Genomic DNA, 20,125 nt, shown 5'->3' with positions numbered 1-20,125 from the left:
CCATGCAGGGAAAACGAAATTTGCGCCTGGTCATCGTTACCGGCCTGTCGGGGGCGGGCAAGACGCAGGCTATTCGCTTCTTGGAGGATCTGGGGTTTTTCTGCATTGATAATCTTCCCCCTTCCCTGATACCGGGCCTGGTGGAGCTGCTGAATAAGCAGAGTCCGCCTTCAGGGGAAAACAAGAAGGTAGCCCTGGTCATGGACATCCGGGGCGGCGCTTTCTTCGAGGGATTGGAGGAGGCCTTGGGCTACCTGGACAGTCAAGGCTTCCCCTACGAGATCTTATTTTTAGAAGCTTCGGATGATATCCTGGTGCGGCGGTACAAGGAAACCCGGCGACGCCATCCCCTGGCGGGAGAGAGCATACTGGAGGGGATCCTGGAGGAGCGCCGCCGGCTGCAGGAGATCAAGGGCCGGGCTAGCAAAATCATCGATACCTCTGAGCTAACCCCCCGCCAGTTAAAGGAACAGATCATGGAACTCTTTGGCGGGGAACGGGAGCAGCTCACCATCACTGTCGAATCCTTCGGCTACAAATACGGCATACCCCTGGACGCTGATCTGGTGCTGGATGTGCGGTTCCTGCCCAATCCCTACTATGTTCCGGCCCTGCGGCCCTTCACCGGTCACGACCGCTGTGTGGCGGATTTCGTCCTGGATTCCCCCGTTACCTCGGAGTTCATAGCCAGGTTCATGGACTTAATGCATTTCCTTATTCCCCATTACGTCAAGGAAGGTAAATCCCACCTGGTCATCGCCATCGGCTGTACCGGCGGACAGCACCGCTCCGTGACTTTGGCCAACACAATCGGGGAGTTGCTTAAAGGACCCAACAGGAAAGTTATTGTTAAGCACCGGGACGTCATGCACCATTCAGCCGGCCACCGCAGGAGGTGAGGCCCTTGGGAAGCCTTAAATGGCTGTACCCGGGTTTAAAAGTCAAACGCTGGCTGCTGCTGGCGGTCCTGGGCTTTTTTTTACTGGTTTCGGGGCTGGCGGTAGCCCTGGGGGTCACCCTTTTGGGGTCGGCCGAGCGCAGCGTCCGCTGGCTCATCGACCATACCCTGGGGTTTTGGGGTCCGCCGATCTTAAGCGGTATGCTGGTGGCTGCGGCCGGACTGGTCATGATGCTCTTCGGCTTGGAGCAGCTCACCCGCTCCGTTCTCCACGTCCTCTGGCCCCGGGATAAGAGCCCCTGGGAAGTTTTTTACCGTCGGCGCCTCTTGGAAGGAGGCCCCAGGATTGTGGCCATCGGCGGGGGGACGGGCCTCGGCGTGCTGCTCCGGGGGTTAAAAAATTATACCCGCAACCTGACGGCGGTGGTCACAGTGGCCGATGATGGGGGGAGTTCGGGGCGCTTGCGGGCGGAATTGGACATTCCGCCTCCCGGGGACGTGCGCAACTGCCTGGTGGCCCTGGCCGACACAGAAGTGCTGATGGAAGAGCTTTTTAATTACCGGTTCCGCAAGGGTGAGGGGCTGGCGGGTCACAGCCTGGGCAACCTCCTCCTGGCCGCCATGACGGACATGGCGGGGGATTTTGTCAAAGCAGTGAGCGAGCTGGGCAGGGTTCTGGCGGTGGGGGGGAGGGTGCTTCCCTCCACCCTAAGCCGGGTCACCCTGGGGGCCGAGCGCGAGGATGGGACTTTAGTCTGGGGAGAAAGCCGTATCCCCGTCCCCGGCCAGCGTATCAAGAGGGTGTTCTTACATCCGGCCGACTGCCGGCCGCCTGAGGAGGCCGTGGAAGCTATTGAACACGCCGATGCCATCGTCATCGGCCCCGGCAGCCTGTACACCAGTGTCCTCCCCAACCTCCTGGTGCGAGGCCTGGCGGAAGCCTTGCGCCGCACCCGAGCCCCGGTATTTTATATAAGCAATGTCATGACCCAGCCGGGAGAGACGGAGGGGTACACGGTGGCCGACCATCTCCGCGCCATCCAGGCCCACTGTGGTCCCGGGATCATCGACTGCGTAATCGCCCACAGCGGCCCAGTTTCCTGGGCCGCCAGGCGCCGCTACCGGGAAAAGGGCGCCCAACCGGTGGCCGTGGATGCCGCCGCGGTGGCGAAGCTGGGGGTGGAATTGCGCAAGGCCTGGCTCATCGACGAGACCCATGTGGTGCGCCACCATCCCGACCGCCTGGCCCGGGTGATCATGGAGGAGATCTATAAGCGGCGGGCCTGGAAGTCGCCGGGGCGGTTTTACTTTATGCTGCGGAAGAAGCTGGACGGGCCTTCCGTCCATGCCCGGGAATAAAGGCAAAGGTGGAAGGGAGAATTGCGGGAAAACCAGCTTTCATTTTCGGCTCGCGTTAAAGAGGAGCTGGTCCGGGTCCAGTCCAGGCAGGACTGCTGTCGCATGGCGGAATTAGCCGCCCTCTGGCACTTTTCGCGCGGGACCCGGGATGTTTCACTCCGTGGTCAAGATGTCCTTTTGACCACGGAGAGCGCTGCCCTCATGCGGAAGGCCTACTCCCTGGCTAAAGAAGGGGGGCTTAAGGTTCGCGTAGCAAGGGACAAGCAAAAAAGCTCGCGCCGGCCCCACATCTATTATCTCGTAAACTTAGAACCGGAAGGGGAAAAAATACTGGAGGAAAGGGAGCGGTCCCTGCACCCCTGCTGCCGGGCGGCCTATCTGCGGGGGGCCTTTTTGGCCGCCGGCTCGGTGGCCAACCCGGAGCTGGCTCACCACCTGGAGCTGGTGGTAGAAGCCCGCGACCTCCGTTTCCTCCGGGGGCTGTTGCGGGCGATGGACCTCCAGCCGGGCGTGAACCGGCGTAACCGGGGGCTGGCCCTGTACTTCAAGGACAGCCAGCAGATCATAAAGATCTTAAGCCTCATGGGCGCCCATGCGGCCGTCCTGACCTACGAAAACGTGCTGGTGTATAAAAACATGCGCAACCATGTCAACCGGCTGGTGAACTGCGAAACGGCCAATTTGAGCAAGGCCATCGAGGCGGGGATGCGCCAGGTGGAAAACATCCGGTTTTTGGAAGATAGGATAGGCCTGGCCAACCTGCCCCAGGCCCTCCGGGAAGTGGCCGAGCTGAGGCTGCGCTACCCCGAAGCTACTTTAAAGGAGCTGGGGGAAATGTTGAGCCCCCGGGTGGGCAAATCGGGAGTTAACCATCGCCTGCGCCGCCTGGAGGCCCTGGCCGAGAATCTTAAAGCCGAGGGGAATACCGATGCGTCGGCTCCAGAGTTTCCCAGTAGAAAATACTAATTCCATGGCCTGCTGGCGCCGGGTGGCACCCTTGTGGAGGGTGGCCTGGAACTTCGCCCTAATCCAGTTCAGCCGCTACCTGCCCTTTCTGCGGCTTAAGAATTTCCTCCTCCGGCTGGCAGGGGTTAGAGTGGCTTCCTCCGCCTCGGTAGGGTTGATGGCCATGTTCGACGTGTTAAGGCCCGACCTGATCAGCATAGGGGAGAACACCATTATCGGCTACAATGCGACCATCCTGTGCCATGAATTCCTGCCCCAAGAGTACCGCTTGGGGAAGGTGGAAATAGGCTCCTGGGTGCTGATCGGAGCTAACGCGACGATACTGCCCGGCGTGCGCATAGGCGACGGCGCCCTGGTAGGTGCGGGTGCGGTAGTAACGCAGGATGTGCCCCCGGGAGCCGTAGTGGGCGGAGTACCCGCCCGGCCCCTCAGGGGGGATGCGGCATGAAGGGTAGAGGCCTCCTGGCCTGGTGCCGCGAGTTGTTGTGGGAGAATCCCCACCAGCCGTGGTTCTTAAAGACCCTCCTGGGCATCAACTTTTTAGGCTCCTTATACGGTTACTACTGGTACCGGGAGCAGCTGGCCGCCACTCCCCGGATCTGGTGGGTCTTTACCCCTGACAGCCCCCTTTCGACTTCCCTCTTTACCCTGGCCCTGGCGCTGGCCCTGAAGGGGAAGGAAAACCCCTTCTTGAGGCTATTGGCGGCTGCGGGAGTGATCAAATACGGCCTGTGGGCGGCGGTTGTTATAACCGATTACTGGTTAAAAGGCGGCCCGGTGGAACCCCTGGAGGCCATGCTTTTCCTGAGCCACCTGGGCATGGCGCTGGAAGGATTTATTTTCGTACACCACTGGCCGGCCGGCTTCCGGCAGGTCCTCGGGATCGGGATTTGGTTGGGTCTGAATGATTATGTGGACTACGCCCTGGGGTGGCACCCCTACCTCTTCCGGCCGGACCAGGAGGTGCTGGCGGCCGTAACCGCCGTAGCCTTAAGCAGCCTATTAATTCTTTGTTTTTCATGCAGGAAAATGGCCGCCGACCAAGAATATTAATATTGTATTAAGGAGAGGGGTTAAAGCACGGGGAAAAGTCACGGAAGGAAAGGCGTGGAAAGGCATGCGGGCCGGTATGGGGCTTCACCTGGAACAGACCCAAAAGCTGGTAATGACGCCCGAACTGCGCCAGGCTATCGTTATTTTGCAGCTTTCCACCCTGGAGCTGATCGACTATATTCAGCAGGAACTAGAAGAGAACCCCATCCTCGAGCTCCGGGAGGAAGAACACCTGGTAGCAGAAGATAGGGAAGAGGCGGACGATTTCGATTTTGAGTGGACAGAGTACTTTGCCGACGGGAGCGACCTGGGCTATGTCCCCCTTCCCCGGGAAGATAGGGAGGAAGCCCGCCAGGAAAACTACCCGGCCGCCGAAGGCCAGAGCCTGCACGACTACTTGCTGTTACAGCTGAAACTGGCGGTGAGGTGCGGCAACGAGCTAAAGATAGGCTTTTTCTTAATCGGCAATATTGATCAGAATGGGTATTTGAAAATTTCCATTAAGGAGGCGGCCGAGTGCCTTAAGGTCCATCCGGGAGAAGTATGGCGGGTGCTGGAGGTCATCCACAGGTTCGACCCGCCGGGAGTGGGGGCGCGGGATCTGGTGGAGTGCCTGCTGCTGCAACTGCGCCAGTACCGGGACGTACCCGCCGGCACGGAAAAAATCATCCGCCATTTTTTGCCCGACGTGGCCGAGGGCAGGTTGGCCAAAATCGCCCGGCGCCTGGGCTTAAGCCTCTCCCAGGTACAGGCGGCCGTGGATTTTATCCGGCGGCTGGATCCCAAACCTGGCCGCACCTTCGGCAGCAACAGGGACGTCCGTTATATTATCCCCGATGCCATCGTAGAACGGGTGGGCAGCGAGTACGTAGTGCTGATCAATGACGTGGCCGCTCCCCGCCTGAGGATAAATCCCCATTACAAGGCCCTCCTGCACCAGGATTGCTGTGATTCCCGGACGCGCAAGTTCATTGAGGATAGGCTAAATGCGGCGGCCTGGATCATCCGGAGCGTAGAACAGCGGCGCTTGACCCTGTACCGGGTGATAAGCTGCATTGTAGAAGAGCAGCGGGAGTTCATGGAAAAGGGGATAAAATACCTTAAGCCCCTGACCATGCGCCAGGTGGCCGACAAGCTGGGCCTGCACGAATCCACGGTGAGCCGGGCTACGGCTAACAAATACGTGCAGACTCCCCAGGGCCTCTTCGAGTTGAAATTCTTTTTCGCCAGCGGCGTGGGCAAGAGGGACGGTTCGGCGGCGGCCGAAAGCATCAAAAAGCTGATTGCCGAAGCCGTGGGACGCGAAGATCCCTCCTCGCCCCTGACGGACCAGCAGTTGACCGATATCTTGCGGCAGCAGGGGATACGGATCTCCCGACGAACGGTGGCCAAGTACCGGGACGAGGCGGGTATTCCGGCGGCCGGCAAGCGCAGGCGTTACGACTAAGGCGTCATGACTAGAGGGTTGTCTTGTCGGGGGGGTGACCCGGGGGGTCACCCTAAATTTCGTTCTGGCAAAAAGGATTCTCGGCTTGTATGTTGAATACAAGAAGGAGATTGTTCCCAGGGACGCAATCATATTTTAGAATAACCAAAGACATAATAGATTGGAGAAGGGGGATACATAAATGCCAGTCAGGATTGCCATTAACGGTTTCGGCCGCATAGGCCGCCTGGTCATGCGCGCTTCCCTGAAGAACCCGGAGGTACAGGTTGTAGCCGTCAACGACCTGGCCGACGCCAAAACCAATGCCCACCTTTTGAAGTACGATTCCGTTCACGGAGCTCTGGATGTTCCGGTAGAGGCCCGCGATGACGAGATAGTGGTGGCCGGTCGCGCAATAAAGGTTCTGTCGGAAAGGGAACCGGCGAAGCTCCCGTGGAAGGAGCTGGGAGTAGACATCGTGGTGGAGTCCACCGGGGTGTTTACCGATGCCACCAAGGCGGCGGCCCACCTCCAGGCGGGCGCCAAGAAAGTCATCATCAGTGCTCCGGCCAAGAACGAAGATATTACCGTTGTCATGGGCGTGAACGAGGACAAATACGATCCCGCCAGACACCATGTGGTGTCCAACGCCTCCTGTACCACCAACTGCCTGGCTCCGGTGGTCAAGGTGCTGCACCGGCACTTCAAAATACTGCGGGGCCTGATGACCACCGTCCACTCCTACACCAACGATCAGCGTATTCTCGATCTGGTGCATAAGGATCTGCGCCGGGCCCGGGCCGCCGGCATGTCCATCATTCCCACTACCACCGGCGCGGCGAAAGCCATCGGCCTGGTATTGCCGGAATTAAAGGGCAAGCTCCACGGGTTTGCCATGCGCGTGCCCACGCCCAACGTTTCGGTAGTGGATCTCGTGGCCGATGTGGAAAAGAGCACCACGGTGGAAGAGGTAAATGCGGCTTTTAAGGCGGCGGCCGAAGGGGAACTGAAGGGTATTTTGGGCTACAGCGAGGAGCCCCTGGTTTCCCGCGACTTTAACGGGGACGCCCGTTCTTCCATTGTAGACGCCCCCTCCACCATGGTGATGGAAGGCACTATGGTTAAGGTCATCGCCTGGTACGACAACGAATGGGCCTACTCCAACCGGGTCATCGATCTGGCCGCCTACATGGCCTCCAAAGGGCTCTAGGAGCCCGAGGGATACCCATAATCCTCATTTAAGAGGCGGTCGCCGGGGAAAGGCGGCCGCTTTGATTGACCAGTTACAGGAGGTGGAGAGTGTGAACAAGCTCACCCTTAAGGACCTGGACGTGGCCGGCAAGCGGGTATTGGTGCGGGTCGATTTCAATGTCCCCCTGGACGGCGGTCAGGTGGCGGACGACACCCGTATCCGGGCGGCCCTGCCTACCATCCGGTATCTTGTTGATAAGGGGGCCAAAATCATCCTGGTATCCCATTTGGGGCGGCCCAAGGGCAAGGTGAACGAGGCCCTGCGCATGGACCCGGTGGCCCGGCGCCTCGAGGAGCTCCTTGGCCGGCCGGTAAAAAAGGTGGATGAATGCATTGGCCCCGAGGTAGAAAGGGCCGTAGCGGCTTTGGAGCCGGGGGAAGTCCTGCTGCTGGAGAACATCCGGTTTTATCCTGAGGAGGAGAAAAACGACCCGGAATTCGCCCGGAAACTGGCGGCCCTGGCGGATATTTATATTAACGACGCCTTCGGCGCCGCCCACCGCGCCCATGCTTCCACCGAAGGAGTGGCCCGTTATCTGCCCGCCGCGGCCGGCTTCCTTATGGAGAAGGAAATCGAGATCATGGGCAAGGCCCTGGCCGACCCCGAACGGCCCTTTGTGGCGGTCATCGGGGGGGCCAAGGTTTCGGATAAAATCGGCGTGATCCGCAATTTGCTGGGCAAAGTGGACACCCTGATCATCGGCGGCGGTATGGCCAACACGTTCCTCAAAGCCAGGGGTTGTAAGATGGGCAAGTCCCTGGTAGAAGAGGATAAGGTATCCCTGGCAGCAGAGCTCCTGGCCGAAGCGGAGAAAAGGAAAGTCAACGTACTCCTTCCCCAGGACCTGGTGGCGGCCCAAGAAGTGGCGCCGGGAGCGGCCCACCGGGTGGTTGAGGCCGACGAAGGGGTACCCGACGGGTGGGCGGCCGTGGATATCGGCCCGGAAACCCGGCGCGCCTTTGCCGAAGCCTTACAGGGTGCCCGGACGGTGGTGTGGAATGGACCCATGGGCGTGTTCGAGATGGAGCCCTTTGCGGCGGGCACCGAGGCCGTCGCCAGGGCCGTAGCTGTGGTCCGGGGCACGACCATTGTGGGCGGTGGTGATTCCGTGGCCGCGGTAGAGAAGATGGGCGTGGCGGATAAGATTACCCATATATCCACCGGTGGAGGAGCTTCCCTGGAATTCCTGGAAGGCCGGCAACTGCCTGGGGTTGCGGCCCTGCAGGACAGGTCTTAACGTCGGCCCGATTTTCGTGGTACCAGCCCTTCGCCGATCGGCCGGAAGGCCGACGAAAGGGAAGGGATACGCAAGAAAGAAGGGGTGATTTCCTTGCGCCGGCCCATTATTGCGGGTAACTGGAAAATGCACAAGACTTCCGCCGAAGCGCGGCGCCTGATAACGGATCTGAAGCAGCTGGTGGGCGGGGCCCAGGTAGAAGTGGTGGTCTGCCCGCCCTTCACCGCCCTGGCCGCGGCCGTGGCCGCTGCGGCAGGGTCTAATATCAGCGTTGGCGCCCAGGATATCTTTTGGGAAGACGAGGGCGCCTATACCGGCGAGATCTCGGGCCCCATGTTAAAGGAACTGGGATGTCGGTATTGTATTATCGGTCATTCTGAGCGGCGGCAGTATTTCGGCGAGACCAACGCCACCGTTAAGAAAAAGGTGCAGGCGGCCTTTCGGTCCGAACTCACACCCATTGTATGCGTGGGCGAAACCCTGGCCGAGCGGGAGGCGGGGCAGACCTTGGAAGTATGCCGGCGCCAGGTGGAAGAAGGACTGGGGGACCTCACCCCGGAGCAGGTGGCCCGCCTGGTAGTGGCCTACGAGCCGGTCTGGGCTATAGGCACGGGCAAGAACGCCACGGGCGAGGATGCCCAGGAAGCCATAGGGTACATCCGGGAGCGGTTGGCTGCCATGTACGGACGGGAGGCGGCCGACAAATGCCGCATCCAGTACGGGGGCAGTGTAAAACCGGAAAACATAGCGGAATTTATGGCCCGGCCAGACATAGATGGTGCCCTGGTGGGAGGGGCCAGCCTGGACCCGATCTCTTTTGCCGCCATTGTGAATACCGCTGCGGAGGACTGAGATGAACAAACCGTTGATGCTTATAATCCTCGACGGGTGGGGGGTTAGCGAGGAGCAAGAGGGAAATGCCGTGGCCCTAGCCCGCCTGCCTAACTTCCGGCGTTTGTGGCATGAATTCCCCCATACCTTCCTGGCCGCTTCGGGCGAAGCCGTGGGACTCCCTAAAGGGCAGATGGGTAACTCGGAAGTGGGACACCTCAACATAGGTGCCGGTCGCATTGTTTATCAAGAGCTGACCCGCATCAGCCGGGCTATCCGCGATGGTTCATTTTTTAGGAACAGTGTTTTGCTGGAAGCCTTGGAACAGGTTAAAAAACGGAGGGGAGCTCTGCACCTTCTAGGTCTCCTTTCCGACGGAGGCGTCCACAGCCACCTGGAGCACCTCTACGCCCTTCTAGAGTTTGCCGCGCGCCAAGGCGTGGACAGGGTGTACATACATGCCTTCCTGGACGGCCGGGATGTGCCGCCGGCGTGTGCAGGCCAGTACATAGAGGCCGTAGAAGAGGAATGCCGGCGGCACGGGCGGGGAGCCATCGCCACCATCATGGGCCGCTACTATGCCATGGACCGGGACCGCAGGTGGGAGCGGACGGAAAAGGCCTACCGTGCGCTGGTGGCCGGGGAGGGCCACGGGTTTGCGAGCGCCGGGGAGGCCTTAGAGGCCTCCTACCGGCGGAATATTACCGATGAGTTTGTGGAACCCTCGGTGATTATGCGGGACGGTCGCCCCCTGGCCACCGTAAACGACGGGGATGCGGTCATTTTCTATAACTTCCGGGCTGACCGGGCCCGCCAGCTCACCAGGGCCTTTGTGGACGATGATTTCCCCTATTTTGAGCGGCCCGGGGGCAAACTCGACATTAGTTTTGTCTGTTTCACCCAGTACGACGCCACCATCCCGGCACCGGTAGCCTTTCCGCCCCAGGATTTAAAGGATACCCTGGGCGAGGTAGTGAGCCGGGCGGGCTTGAAACAGTTGCGCATTGCCGAGACGGAAAAGTACGCCCACGTTACCTTCTTTTTTAACGGCGGGGTGGAGGAGCCCTTCCCCAACGAGGACCGCGTTCTGGTCCCCTCCCCCAAAGTGGCCACATACGACCAGAAGCCTGAGATGAGCGCCTACGAAGTCACCGTGGAAGTCCTCAAGAGGCTTGATACTTATGATTTTATTGTCCTTAATTTTGCCAATCCGGATATGGTAGGACATACCGGGGATCTTCAGGCGGCCATCCGGGCCCTGGAGGCGGTGGATGAGTGCCTCGGCCGCCTGGCCGAGGCCATGACGTCCCGCCGGGCACCCCTCATCATCACTGCCGACCACGGCAATGCGGAGGAAATGGTGGAACCCAACGGAGAACCCCATACGGCCCACACCAGCAACCCGGTTCCCTTCATCCTGGTGGACGAGCGCTACCGGCAGGCCAGGCTGGGGGAGGGCTCCCTCCAGGACGTGGCTCCCACCGTATTGGCCCTCCTGGGTCTGGACCAACCGGAGGCCATGACGGGCCGCAATTTGATTTTAGAAGCAGAAAAGGCGGAGGTGTTACCATGACCATTATTAACGATATTTATGCCCGGGAAATTTTGGATTCCCGGGGCAATCCCACCGTGGAGGTGGAGGTGGTCCTGGAAGGCGGGGCCCGGGGCAGGGCGGCCGTCCCTTCGGGGGCCTCTACCGGAGCCTATGAAGCGGTGGAATTAAGGGATAATGACCAACAGCGCTACCTTGGTAAAGGCGTGCAGGAAGCGGTGGGCAACGTCAACTCCGTCATCGCCCCGGAAATTGTAGGGATGGACGCCCTGGATCAGCGCGCCGTCGACCAGCAGCTCATCGAGCTGGACGGCACCCCCAACAAGGGCAAACTGGGGGCCAACGCCATCCTGGGCGTGTCACTGGCGGTGGCCAAGGCGGCAGCCGCCGCCCTGGATCTTCCCCTCTACCGCTACCTGGGAGGGGTTAACGCCCATACCCTTCCGGTTCCCATGATGAACATCCTCAACGGCGGAAAGCATGCCGACAATAACGTGGACATTCAAGAGTTCATGATCATGCCGGCGGGCGCGGAAAACTTCGCCGAAGCCCTGCGCATGGGCGCAGAAATCTTCCATTACCTCAAGGCGGTCCTCAAGGCCAAGGGGCTCAATACGGCCGTGGGCGACGAAGGGGGCTTCGCCCCTAATTTGAGCTCCAACGTCGAGGCCATTGAGGTGATCCTGGAAGCCATCGGCCGGGCCGGATACCGGCCGGGCGAGGATGTCTTCCTGGCCCTGGACGTCGCCGCCACCGAGCTCTACCGGGACGGCCTGTACCACTTCGCCGGGGAGGGAGTAACCCGTACCCGGGAAGAAATGGTAGAATTCTATGCCTCCCTGGTGGAGAAATATCCCATCATTTCCCTGGAGGACGGCCTGGCCGAGGACGATTGGGAAGGCTGGCAGGCGTTAACCCAAAGGTTGGGGGATAGGGTGCAGCTGGTCGGCGACGATCTCTTTGTGACCAACACCCAGAGGCTGCGTCGGGGAATTGAGATGGGAGTGGCCAACTCCATCCTCATTAAGGTCAACCAGATCGGCACCCTGACGGAAACCCTGGAGGCTATTGAAATGGCCAAGCGGGCCGGCTATACGGCCATCGTTTCCCACCGTTCGGGTGAGACGGAGGATACCACCATCGCCGATATTGTGGTGGCGACCAATGCCGGACAGATCAAGACCGGCGCTCCTTCCCGAACCGACAGGGTGGCCAAGTATAACCAGCTCCTACGCATCGAAGAGGAGCTGGACCTGGCGGCGACCTATGCCGGGCCGGGGGCTTTTTACAACATAAAGAAGTAGCGGATAGCGGTCTACGCTTTAAATGAAATAAAGCGAGGCTTAAAGGGGCGGCAGCGGCGAAAGCCTCTTTAAGCCTTGTCTCCTTCCACCCCATGTGCTAAAATAAAGGCATTGCCGGCGGAAATGTGCTATACTATTTCCCGCCCACCGGGAGGTGAGAGGATGTTGCGGACTATAGTGTTGGTACTTCAGATTCTGGTTGCGCTGGCCTTAATTGCATCCGTCTTGCTTCAATCGGGCCGCAGCGCCGGGGTTTCGGGCGCCATTGCCGGCGGAGCGGAGAGCATCTTCGGCAAGAAAAAGGGACTGGATGAATTTTTGGCCAAAATATCAGCCGGTCTGGCGGCGGCCTTTATGCTGTTTACCTTACTTCTATCTATGGTTTAAGCTGCAATTCTTGAGGGGGTGAGGGCTTTGGACTTGGTTTTAGCAGCACCACTGGCAGGAATTTTGGCTTTGGCCTTCGCTTATTACTTAACCCGTCGCATCGGCCAGGCTAACCCCGGCACACCGCGGATGCAGGAAATAGCTGGTGCCATCCATGAAGGAGCCATGGCCTTCTTGATGAGGGAATACCACACCCTGGTGTTTTTTGTTTTGGGCATGGCAGCTCTAATCGTTATTACCGGCGTGACGACCGAGGGCGCCGAAAGCATGCAGCCGGCGACCGCTGTCGCCTATGTTCTGGGCACCCTATGTTCCATCGGTGCCGGTTACGTGGGCATGAATGTGGCTACCAAGGCCAACGTCCGTACGGCCAATGCGGCCCGCAAGAGTCTGAACGCGGCTTTAGGTATCGCTTTTTCCGGCGGGTCAGTTATGGGTATGTGCGTGGTGGGCCTGGGTTTACTGGGTTTAGGAATTGTTAACATCCTTTTTGACAACCCGAATATTGTCAATGGCTTTGCCCTGGGGGCCAGTTCCATCGCCCTCTTTGCCCGCGTAGGTGGAGGCATTTATACTAAAGCAGCCGACGTAGGCGCCGACCTGGTGGGCAAGGTAGAGGCAGGAATTCCGGAAGATGACCCCCGCAACCCGGCGGTAATTGCCGATAACGTGGGGGATAACGTAGGTGACGTGGCCGGCATGGGAGCTGATTTATTTGAATCCTATGTGGGCTCCGTTATTTCCGGTATCGCCCTGGGGGCCGCCCTGGGTATCCCTAATGGGACCATAGTCCCCCTCATGGTGGCGGCCGTCGGAATCGTGTCTTCCATTGTCGGCACCTTCTTTGTCCGCACCGGAGAGGGCGGCAACCCGCAAAAAGCCTTAAACACCGGAACTATGGTAGCCAGCGTCCTGGCCGTTGTCGGTACTTATTTCGCAACTACCGGTCTCTTACCTCCCCGCACAGGGATGGGGGTGTTTCTGGCCACGGTAGCGGGCCTGGTGGCGGGGGTGCTCATCGGGCGGATCACCGAATACTATACTTCCGGTGACTATGAGCCGGTAAAGGAAATTGCAAAAGCCTCTCAGACGGGTACGGCCACCAACATAATTTCCGGTCTAAGCGTCGGCATGATTAGCACCGCCTTGCCTATCATAGTCATCGTGATAGCCATTCTGGCCGCTTTCAAATTTGCCGGTCTTTACGGCATAGCCATGACAGCGGTAGGCATGCTGTCCACCACCGCCACTACTGTGGCGGTAGATGCCTACGGACCTATTGCCGATAACGCCGGCGGTATAGCCGAAATGGCCGAGCTGGAACCGAATGTGCGCAGGATTACCGATACCTTGGATGCCGTAGGTAATACCACCGCGGCCATCGGTAAAGGCTTTGCCATCGGCTCCGCGGCACTGACGGCTCTGGCCCTGCTTTCCGCCTACACTACAGCGGCTAAGATCACCTCTATAGATCTGACCAGCCCTAAAGTGATAGCCGGTCTTTTCATCGGCGGTATGCTGCCCTTCCTTTTTGCCGCTTTGACCATGAAGGCCGTGGGCCGGGCCGCCTTCGACATGATAGAGGAAGTGCGGCGCCAGTTTAAGACCATCCCCGGCCTTATGGAAGGTCAGGCCCGGCCCGATTACGCCCGCTGCGTGGCCATCAGTACGGGTGCGGCCTTGAGGGAAATGCTGGTACCCGGTCTTCTGGCAGTGGTTGTTCCCTTGGCCGTAGGCCTCCTTCCCGGCCTGGGCAAGGAAGCCCTGGGGGGGCTGTTGGCGGGCTCCCTTGTCTCGGGTTTTCTGCTGGCGGTAATGATGGCCAATGCCGGCGGTGCCTGGGATAACGCTAAGAAATTTATCGAAAGCGGCCAATTCGGCGGGAAGGGTTCCCCCGCCCATGCGGCTGCCGTGAATGGGGATACCGTGGGGGATCCCTTCAAGGATACTTCGGGCCCCTCGATGAATATCTTGATTAAGTTGATGACCATCGTTGCCTTGGTATTTGCCCCCCTCTTTATGTAAAATACCGGAACAGCCGGAGTGATAGGAATTGCAGCGAGAACAAGCCCTCGAACTTCTACAGAAACACATCAGTACCCCCAATCTCCTCAAACACTGCCTGGCGGTAGAGGCGGTCATGAGGGCCTTGGCCCGGCACCTGGGGGAAGACGAAGACAAATGGGGTCTGGCCGGGCTTCTCCACGATATCGACTATGAGGCAACTAAAGACGATCCCCACCGCCACAGCCTGGTGGGGGGAGACATGCTGGAGCAGGAAGGGATGGAACCGGAAATCGTCTACGCCGTCAAGGCCCATAACGAGATCCACGGCCTGCCTCGGGAAGACCGGTTGAGTCAAGCCCTTTACGCCACCGATCCCCTGACCGGGCTGATTGTGGCTGCGGCCCTCATCCGGCCGGAGAAAAAACTGGCTCCCGTGGATGTACCTTTTCTCCTGAACCGCTACCAGGAGAAATCCTTCGCCCGGGGGGCTAAACGCGAACAGATCGCCGCCTGCCGGGAGCTGGGACTATCCCTGGAAGAGTTCTTGCGCATAGGCCTGGAAGCCATGAAGGGCATAGCCGGTGAATTAGGGCTATGAAGCCCTTTCCTCCAATACGAGAAGGCCCCAGGAAGAAATGCCTGGGGCCTTTCTGATTCCCGGGGGAAGCTAACGGGCCGGGCGGCTGTCCCCCGCCGTAACGCTGGCGCCAGGGACTGGGTTAACGGGAAATAAATAGAAACCTCCCAGGGTAGGAAAGTGGTAATCGAACAAGGCGGCCGGTAATACTATAATTTAGTAGTTGCCTGAAAGAAGGTGGGACGGAGTGGTAGGAGCCCCTCGTCTTACCAACATCTTCAGCCGGCTGGAGCCCGGGAGGGACGGAGAAGATGAGAGTCTCCTTGTAATCGAAGCCACCGGACCTTTCCCCTTCCGGCTGGCCCAACCAGAACCCTTCTTGTGCCAGGTTCAGGCCGAGGCGGCGGTAAATATGTACACGGGCCCTCTGGCTGTAAGAGACGGGATTATCAGGGAAGTTCTGGTGGAGGAACCTGCGGCGGGGAAGGTTAACTTTAAGGTGATGCTGGAAACGGAGACGGAGGTGTTCACTACCCTGGAGGAAGGACCGCCGGCCCGGGTCGTCCTGCACTTCAGCCGGGAGCCCCTGAAGAAATTTTACCGGGGCAAGCGCATTGTAGTGGATCCCGGCCACGGGGGTGGGGACGGCGGCTTCCGGGGGCCGGTGGACCTGTGGGAGAAGGATGTCGTCTGGACCACGTCCCAGGAGTTTTCCCGGGCGTTGGAGCGCCTGGGGGCAGAAGTAGTCATAACCCGGGGCCCGGAGGAAAACCCCTCCTGGCAGGAGCGCTGTGGAAAAGTAACGGCCGATACCGCTCTTTTTATCAGCCTGCATACCCACGGTACGGAAGACCGCAGGGTTAGGGGGGCCGCGGTCTTGTATAACCCCCAGGCCGAAGGCGGCGCGGGCCTGGCCCGGCTTGTCCTGGAGGAGATCATGGCCAAGACCAAGATCCCAGGTCGCGGCGTAAGGCCCTGCCCGGACCTGGCCGTCCTGGGCGGCAAGCAGGGCCTCCTGGTGGAAACGGTCACTATTACCAACTGGGTGGACGAAGGCATTTTGCGTAATCCCTATTTTCACCGCAAGTTGGCCCTGGCTACCATTCACAGTTTCTTTCAATTTGTAAAAAAAGGGGTAAGCTAGGCCATGAGGGGACCCAAGAGGGCGCCGGCCATAAGGTTTGCGGCCAAAATACCCATCCGCACCCATGTCCTGACGGAAAAGGACGATATTGTAGAGGTGGCAAGGCGCTACACGGAGGGAATAGCCAACCGGGGCGATGTCATTGCCCTGGCGGAAAGCGCAGTAGCCATTACCCAGGGCCGGGCCGTTTTGCCGGAAACCGTTCGACCGGGAAGGCTGGCTCGCTTCCTCTGCCGCTTTCCCACCAAGAGCGGGAGCTTGGCCACTCCGGTGGCCATGCAGCTGGCCATTGATGAAGTAGGCCGGGCGCGCATTCTGGCCGGTTGCGCTGCCGCGGCGGTAGGGAAAATCCTGGGCAAGAAGGGTCTTTTCTATATAGTAGCGGGCAGGGAGCTGGCGTTGATAGACGATGTGGCTGGCACCATGTATCCTTACGAACGCCATGTGGTGCTGGGGCCCAAGGACCCGGCCAAGGTGGTGAAGGACATCAAGAAGGCTACGGGAGCAGAAGCAGTCATAGCCGATGTGAACGACCTGGGCTGCGTCGACATTATCGGTATAAGCAATAAATTGTATGCCGATGCCGTAAAGGACGCCCTGCGGGACAATCCCTTCGGGAATGAAGACGAACAGACCCCTATTGTAGTACTTAAACGGGCGGGGCGGGGACGGCTCCCTTCTACCACCTGTCTTCCCGGGCCGGGATCTGGTAAAATTACCACCAAGGGAGGTGAAGGCCTAGCCTAGGCCGAGCGGACAGTGGTTCATGTGGAAGCAGAAAAGGTTCTGGATTTTATGCGGCATAAATCGTACCGTCCTATGACCCTAGAAGAACTGGGGGAAACACTAGGGATAGAGTACCATGCCCTGCAGGAACTGTTGCACGAACTGGAAACCGAAGGGAGGGTAGTGCGCACCCGGAAGAATAAATACGGGGTACCGGAGAAGATGGGCCTGGCGGCAGGCAAACTGCAAGTGTCTCCCAGGGGATTTGCCTTCCTGCTGCCTCTGGAAAGGGAGCAAGAGGACATATACATCAGCCCGGGCAACCTAAACGGGGCCATGCACCAGGATCTGGTCTTGGCTCGGCTGCTGCCCGACCAGGGGACCCGGCGGCGGGAGGGGGAAGTCATCCGCGTCCTCAAACGGGCCAATTCCCGGGTAGTAGGCACCTACGAGCGTAACCGGCGGGTGGCCTTTGTGGTACCGGACGATCCCCACCTGCAGCAGGACATCTTTATTCCCCTGGAAGAGAGCAAGGGGGCCAGACACCGGGATAAGGTGGTGGTGGAGATCACGCGCTGGCCGGCAGCGCGCCGGAATCCCGAGGGAAGGATTATCGAAGTTTTGGGCCCGGCAGGCGCGCCGGGGGTGGACGTCCTCTCCATCATCAAGAAGTACAACCTGGACCCGGATTTCCCCCCGGCCGTCAAACGCGAGGCGAAAAAGATCAGGGAAGAAATTGCAGCCGCCGACCTGGAAGGCCGGCGAGACCTGCGGGATTGGCGGCTGGTCACCATCGATGGGGCTGATGCTAAAGACCTGGATGATGCGGTTTCCATCGAGCGGATGCCCGACGGTAATTTCCTCTTGGGAGTACACATAGCGGACGTGAGTTATTATGTGAAGGAAGGCGGGGCCCTGGACAAGGAGGCCTTCCGCCGGGGGACAAGCGTCTACATGGTCGACCGGGTTATTCCCATGCTGCCCCCCCGCCTATCCAACGGCATCTGCAGCTTGAATGCCGGTGCCGACCGCCTGGCCATGTCTGTGGTCATGGAAGTTTCTCCCCAGGGGAAGGTCGTCGACTACGAAATCTTCCCTTCCGTCATCCGCGTCCGGGAGCGCATGACTTACGATGCCGTCCGGCGTATCTTAGTGGACCGGGATCCTGACCTCATGGCCCGCTACCGGGACCTGGTGGAAGACTTTCGCCTTATGGAGGCCCTCTGCTTAATTTTATACGAGAAAAGAATGAAGAGGGGGGCCATCGACTTTGATTTCCCTGAGGCTAAGGTCGTCCTAGATGAGAACGGCAGGCCCGTAGAGATTATCCGGGTGGAGCGCAGTATAGCCGAAAGGATTATCGAGGAATTCATGGTCCTGGCCAACGAAGTGGTCGCCCGGCACCTCCACTTCCTGGAGATACCCCTCATCTATCGGGTGCATGAGGAGCCGGCTCCGGATAAGCTCGATGAATTGAACCGCTTTTTGGGGCCGCTGGGGTACCGGGTGCGCAGGGACGCAGAGGGCCGCATCCATCCTAAAGTATTGCAGCGCATCGTAACGGAAATGCGGGGCCGGCCGGAGGAAAGGGTTATCAATACCGTTATTTTGCGGTCCCTTATGCGGGCGCGTTACGCTCCAGGGGCTTTAGGCCATTTCGGTCTGGCCTCCCAGTACTACTGCCATTTTACTTCGCCGATACGCCGCTATCCGGACCTGGTGGTCCACCGGATCCTGCGGGAAGTTCTGGCCAAGGGGAAGATCCATCCTCGGCGCCTGGAAAAGATGAAGGAGCTGGTGGCCAGGGCGGCAGCCCAGGCGTCGGAACAGGAAAGGATCGCTGAAGAGGCGGAGAGGGAGTCCCTTCTTCTGAAAATGGTGGAGTATATGAAGGAGCGGATAGGGGAAGTTCATCCCGGCACCATCAGCGGAGTAGTACCTTACGGTTTCTTTGTGGAGCTGGAGAATACCGTAGAAGGGCTGGTCCACGTCTCTACCCTGACAGATGACTATTACTATTACCAGGAGGACCAGATGGCCCTGGTGGGAGTCCATACCCGCAAATCCTTCAGGATCGGCCAGAGGGTTCAGGTCCAGGTGATCCGCGTCAGTGTAGAGGCGCGGCAGGTGGATTTGGAACTGGTGTAAGGCAAGGGTCTAGGGGGACCCCCAGTGGACTAGGGCTAAGGGAAAATCCTATTGGGCTGCGAACTGATGGGACAAGCTCTAATATGTATCTAAGTAGGCTAAGCATGCTATTCGAGATGTAAATATACCCGGGCCATATTTTCCTGGCCCGGGTTTTTCTTCGTGCGCCCGGCATGGGCGTTGGCTATATGGTGTAAGTCCTGAACGACGAAGGTAGCAGTAGACGTTAGCTTAAGGCAAGGGTGTCCGTCGTGAGGCGGAATCCGAAGGAAGCCGGCGGCAAACCTCCGGTCCGACGAACAGGAACCGCATAGGAGGCTAGCAGCAGTTGGATGAGCTTGCGAAACAAAGCGAAGTCCTTGCTACGGAAGACTGCTGAGAGTATATGCGGTGGGTGGAAGGAGGGAAAGTCAACGTCCTTACCCGGCGAGGCCTGCCAGGCGCGCCAGGTAATCTGGTAACCCGCACTGGAAGGTGCGAATGAACTGGCAGGAGTCAGCAGAGGTCATAGTACCCCCTTTTAGGCGTCAAAGAGGGGGAAGGACCGAACATAAGGACAGGGAGGCTTTCTATTAGTTCGAGGGGAGGGCGAAGACAGATGGATAGGGTACTTTCGGCTAATAGATACGCGCAGCACCCTTGAAGCCCTAGATGAGTGGATAAGGCGACGGCTCAGGATGTGTATGCTGCGGCAGTGGAGAAAACCCTGCACCAGGAGACGCAACTTAGTAGCGTTAGGAATACCTGAGGACTGGGCAGCACTTATAAGCGGGTCACGGAAAGGGTACTGGCGGTTGGTCAATACTCCCCAGGTGAATAAAGCCCTTGGCCTTAAGTTCTGGAGAGACCAAGGGCTGACGAGTTTAGTTGAGCGGTACTTAGCACTTCGTAGTGCCTTATGAAGCCGTATACCGAACGGTACGTACGGTGGTGTGTGTGTGGGGGGGTGACGGGGGTTAGTCGCCCCCTCCTACCCGATACGCTCACGTAGATAAAGCTGAAGAAGCCAACGAAGCCAGTTCTGGAGTTAATGCAGAAGCCAGCGATGAAACGGGTAATTCGAAGCGGGAGATTGGCGAAGTAGAGAAGTCCAGCAGGGCCAGTAAAAAGAAAGCTACACCAAAAGCATCAAAGGTAAGCGTCAAATACTACCCACCTTGTTGGGTTGCGGTAGTAAGCATAAAAGAACCCCTACCGAATCATCTAAGGGGTAGGGGCTAAAACAAGCTTAATTATTCATCCGGCAAACGGGGGGCAG

19 protein-coding genes are annotated in these 20,125 nt (G+C 59.1%); 18 read left to right on the top strand and 1 reads right to left on the bottom strand.

Going from position 1 to position 20,125, the window contains the following annotated elements; translation table 11 throughout:
• Positions 1 to 2: 2 nt before the first annotated feature.
• The 18 genes from rapZ to TAMC210_RS13910 all read left to right on the top strand — a co-directional run bounded on the left by rapZ (position 3) and on the right by TAMC210_RS13910 (position 19,769).
• Positions 3 to 899: an RNase adapter RapZ gene (gene rapZ / locus TAMC210_RS05280; RefSeq protein ID WP_173297755.1), complete on the top strand. Its 897-nt coding sequence runs from the start codon at positions 3 to 5 to the stop codon at positions 897 to 899.
• Between the two features lie 5 nt (positions 900 to 904).
• Entirely contained in the window at positions 905 to 2,257 is a 1,353-nt protein-coding gene (locus TAMC210_RS05275) for a gluconeogenesis factor YvcK family protein (protein ID WP_254388523.1), read from the top strand.
• A gap of 21 nt (positions 2,258 to 2,278) precedes the next feature.
• Complete coding sequence (gene whiA, locus TAMC210_RS05270; RefSeq protein WP_173297754.1) at positions 2,279 to 3,223, top strand: DNA-binding protein WhiA; 945 nt, start codon at positions 2,279 to 2,281, stop codon at positions 3,221 to 3,223.
• Entirely contained in the window at positions 3,186 to 3,671 is a 486-nt protein-coding gene (locus TAMC210_RS13790) for an acyltransferase (RefSeq protein ID WP_173297753.1), read from the top strand. Before whiA ends, TAMC210_RS13790 begins: the two co-directional genes overlap by 38 nt.
• Entirely contained in the window at positions 3,668 to 4,276 is a 609-nt protein-coding gene (locus TAMC210_RS05260; RefSeq protein WP_173297752.1) for a DUF1405 domain-containing protein, read from the top strand. The genes TAMC210_RS13790 and TAMC210_RS05260 overlap by 4 nt, the downstream gene beginning before the upstream one ends.
• Positions 4,277 to 4,340: 64 nt before the next feature.
• Entirely contained in the window at positions 4,341 to 5,723 is a 1,383-nt protein-coding gene (gene rpoN / locus TAMC210_RS05255) for an RNA polymerase factor sigma-54 (protein WP_173297751.1), read from the top strand.
• Positions 5,724 to 5,904: 181 nt separating this feature from the next.
• Positions 5,905 to 6,912, top strand: a complete 1,008-nt coding sequence (locus TAMC210_RS05250; protein WP_173297750.1) for an ArsJ-associated glyceraldehyde-3-phosphate dehydrogenase — start codon at positions 5,905 to 5,907, stop codon at positions 6,910 to 6,912.
• A gap of 91 nt (positions 6,913 to 7,003) precedes the next feature.
• On the top strand, positions 7,004 to 8,191 hold the full coding sequence (locus tag TAMC210_RS13485; RefSeq protein ID WP_173297749.1) for a phosphoglycerate kinase: 1,188 nt from the start codon (positions 7,004 to 7,006) through the stop codon (positions 8,189 to 8,191).
• 93 nt (positions 8,192 to 8,284) lie between these two features.
• Positions 8,285 to 9,043, top strand: a complete 759-nt coding sequence (gene tpiA, locus TAMC210_RS13480) for a triose-phosphate isomerase (RefSeq protein ID WP_173297748.1) — start codon at positions 8,285 to 8,287, stop codon at positions 9,041 to 9,043.
• 1 nt (position 9,044) lies between these two features.
• Positions 9,045 to 10,595: a 2,3-bisphosphoglycerate-independent phosphoglycerate mutase gene (gene gpmI, locus TAMC210_RS05235; protein WP_173297747.1), complete on the top strand. Its 1,551-nt coding sequence runs from the start codon at positions 9,045 to 9,047 to the stop codon at positions 10,593 to 10,595.
• Positions 10,592 to 11,878: a phosphopyruvate hydratase gene (gene eno / locus TAMC210_RS05230; protein WP_173297746.1), complete on the top strand. Its 1,287-nt coding sequence runs from the start codon at positions 10,592 to 10,594 to the stop codon at positions 11,876 to 11,878. The genes gpmI and eno overlap by 4 nt, the downstream gene beginning before the upstream one ends.
• Before the next feature lie 162 nt (positions 11,879 to 12,040).
• On the top strand, positions 12,041 to 12,265 hold the full coding sequence (secG, locus tag TAMC210_RS05225) for a preprotein translocase subunit SecG (protein ID WP_173297745.1): 225 nt from the start codon (positions 12,041 to 12,043) through the stop codon (positions 12,263 to 12,265).
• 33 nt (positions 12,266 to 12,298) lie between these two features.
• Positions 12,299 to 14,290, top strand: coding sequence for a sodium-translocating pyrophosphatase (locus TAMC210_RS05220; RefSeq protein ID WP_173298146.1), 1,992 nt, complete (start codon positions 12,299 to 12,301; stop codon positions 14,288 to 14,290).
• 28 nt (positions 14,291 to 14,318) lie between these two features.
• The gene (locus tag TAMC210_RS05215) at positions 14,319 to 14,870 is read left to right on the top strand and encodes an HDIG domain-containing metalloprotein (protein ID WP_173297744.1); all 552 of its coding nucleotides are present in this window, start codon (positions 14,319 to 14,321) and stop codon (positions 14,868 to 14,870) included.
• Positions 14,871 to 15,096: 226 nt separating this feature from the next.
• Positions 15,097 to 15,993 carry an N-acetylmuramoyl-L-alanine amidase gene (locus TAMC210_RS05210; protein WP_173297743.1) on the top strand — a complete coding sequence of 299 codons (897 nt, stop codon included), beginning with the start codon at positions 15,097 to 15,099 and terminating at the stop codon, positions 15,991 to 15,993.
• Between the two features lie 3 nt (positions 15,994 to 15,996).
• Complete coding sequence (locus TAMC210_RS05205) at positions 15,997 to 16,740, top strand: coenzyme F420-0:L-glutamate ligase (RefSeq protein WP_173297742.1); 744 nt, start codon at positions 15,997 to 15,999, stop codon at positions 16,738 to 16,740.
• 21 nt (positions 16,741 to 16,761) lie between these two features.
• Positions 16,762 to 18,867 (top strand): ribonuclease R, encoded by a 2,106-nt coding sequence (gene rnr / locus TAMC210_RS05200; RefSeq protein WP_173297741.1) that lies wholly within the window; start codon positions 16,762 to 16,764, stop codon positions 18,865 to 18,867.
• Between the two features lie 602 nt (positions 18,868 to 19,469).
• The gene (locus TAMC210_RS13910) at positions 19,470 to 19,769 is read left to right on the top strand and encodes a group II intron maturase-specific domain-containing protein (protein ID WP_173298145.1); all 300 of its coding nucleotides are present in this window, start codon (positions 19,470 to 19,472) and stop codon (positions 19,767 to 19,769) included.
• An 81-nt stretch (positions 19,770 to 19,850) separates the two neighbouring features.
• Here TAMC210_RS13910 and TAMC210_RS05190 read toward each other — a convergent pair whose 3' ends face one another.
• The gene (locus TAMC210_RS05190; protein WP_173297740.1) at positions 19,851 to 20,012 is read right to left on the bottom strand and encodes a hypothetical protein; all 162 of its coding nucleotides are present in this window, start codon (positions 20,010 to 20,012) and stop codon (positions 19,851 to 19,853) included.
• Positions 20,013 to 20,125 lie beyond the last annotated feature (113 nt).

It is taken from the genome of Thermanaeromonas sp. C210, assembly GCF_013167955.1.
Taxonomy (GTDB): Bacteria; Bacillota; DSM-521; order Neomoorellales; family Neomoorellaceae; genus UBA12545.
The sequence above is the reverse complement of the archived record's forward strand: the minus strand, read 5'-3'. Positions and strand labels throughout refer to the sequence as shown.